The 1848-nt window shown below is 73.4% G+C and carries 1 protein-coding gene; it reads right to left on the minus strand.

Annotation, left to right across the window (positions count from 1 at the left end; genetic code table 11):
- The coding region (locus PUR56_RS01090; protein ID WP_329947454.1) for an acyltransferase domain-containing protein at positions 1-1827 on the minus strand (1827 nt) is incomplete at its 3' end.
- Positions 1828-1848 lie beyond the last annotated feature (21 nt).

Here is a 1848-nt window from a genome sequence, read left to right on the forward strand (position 1 = left end):
ATCCGCCAGATCACACGCATGGATCTCCGCCATCGGCAGCTCCGCCAACAACTCCGCCGCCCCGGGCGCCTGAGATCCACGCCGGGAGAGCAGCACCAACCGCTCCGCACCGTTCGCCGCCGCCCACCGCGCCACCTCGATGCCCAAGCCACCGGTCCCACCGGTGATGAGCACCGTGCCGCGCGGACTCCACGCACCGGCGGCACCGACCGCACCGGCCGGCGCATGCGCGAGCCGCCGTACGAGCACGCCACCACTACGCAGCGCGACCTGGTCCTCCGCGCCCAACGCGCCACCCAGGACCGCGCCGAGGCGACCGGCCGCCCGGGTGTCGACGACCGGCGGCAGGTCGAGCAGACCGCCCCAGAATTCCGGGTGCTCCAGCCCCACCGCCCGGCCGAAGCCCCACAGCTGCGCCTGACCGACGTCGACCGTGTCGTCCGCCCGGCCGGTGACCACCGCGTTCCGGGTGACCGTCCACAGCGGGGTCGTGCTCCGTACGTCCGTCAAAGCCTGCACCAGCGCCAGGTTTTCACCGACCGATCCGAGGACCGAAACGACGCCCTCCGCCTCCTGCCCGGCCAGCCGGGCCGCCAGCTCGGAGCGGGAGCCCGTCGGCACGGTCATGACCTCCGCGCCGAGCCCGGAGAGGACCGCAGCGAGGCCGAACCCGTCGTCGCCGACCAGCAGCCACGTCCCGCTGATCCGCCCGTGGCCCGCGACGGTGGTGGGGTTCCAGACGGCGCGGTAGCGCCACGCGTCGATCAGCGACCGCTCCCGGCCACGCGCACGCCAGGCGGCCAGCGCGGGAACCAGGCCCGCCAGCGCCTCGGCCTCCACGCCGAGGCGGTCGGCGAGCGTAGCCACGTCGCCCGACTCGACCACGGTCCAGAACCCGTCGTCGTCACGGTCTGAGCGGGGCCGGGCCCCCTTCTCGGGCCAGAACCGCTCCCTCTGGAAGGCGTAGGTCGGCAGCTCGGCCGGTCGGACGCCCGTGAACAGCGGCGACCAGTCGACCGGGACGCCGTTGACGTGCAGGGTCGCGAGTGCCGTCAGTGCGGTGGTCGCTTCGTCGCGGTCGCGGCGCAGCAGCGGCGCGGTGACGGCGTCGGGCTGCTGGACGAGCGCGGACAGGACCGCGTCCGGGCCGAGCTCGACGTAGGTGGTGACGCCGTCGAGGGCGTTGAGGGCATCGGCGAACCGGACGGGCTTGCGGACCTGGTCGACCCAGTACTCCGGGTCCGACCACTGCCCGAGCCCCACATGGCGGCCCGTCACCGACGACACCACCGGGACCGAAGGCTCGGCGAAGGCCAGGGACCGCACCACGGCGCGGAAGTCCTCCAACATCGGCTCCATCAACCGCGAATGGAAGGCGTGACTGGTGCGCAGACGGCTGGACTTCCAACCCCGCTCGCCCGCCGCCTCGGCGACGGCGTCGATCTCGGCTTCCAGGCCCGCGACCACCACGGCCCCAGGACCGTTCACCACCGCGACGTCCACGTCCGGGAACGCGGCGAGGACGTCCGCCTCGGAAGCACCCACCGCGAGCATCGCCCCACCGGCCGGAAGGGCCTGCATCAGTCGGCCGCGTGCGGCGACCAGCGTGGCCGCGTCCGGCAGAGACAGCACCCCGGCCACATGCGCGGCAGCGATCTCACCGATCGAGTGCCCGACCAGGACATCCGGCCGCACACCCCAGCGGGTGAGCAGCGCGTGCAACGCCACCTCGACGGCGAACAACGCCGGCTGCGCGTACCCGGTGCGGTGGATCAGCTCCTCGTCCGCCAGCACCTCCGCCAACGGCCGGTCCAGATAGGCATCCACGTGCAACGCCACCTGGTCGAA

Source organism: Streptomyces sp. BE303 (assembly GCF_036290945.1).
In the GTDB taxonomy this organism is placed as follows: domain Bacteria; phylum Actinomycetota; class Actinomycetes; order Streptomycetales; family Streptomycetaceae; genus Kitasatospora.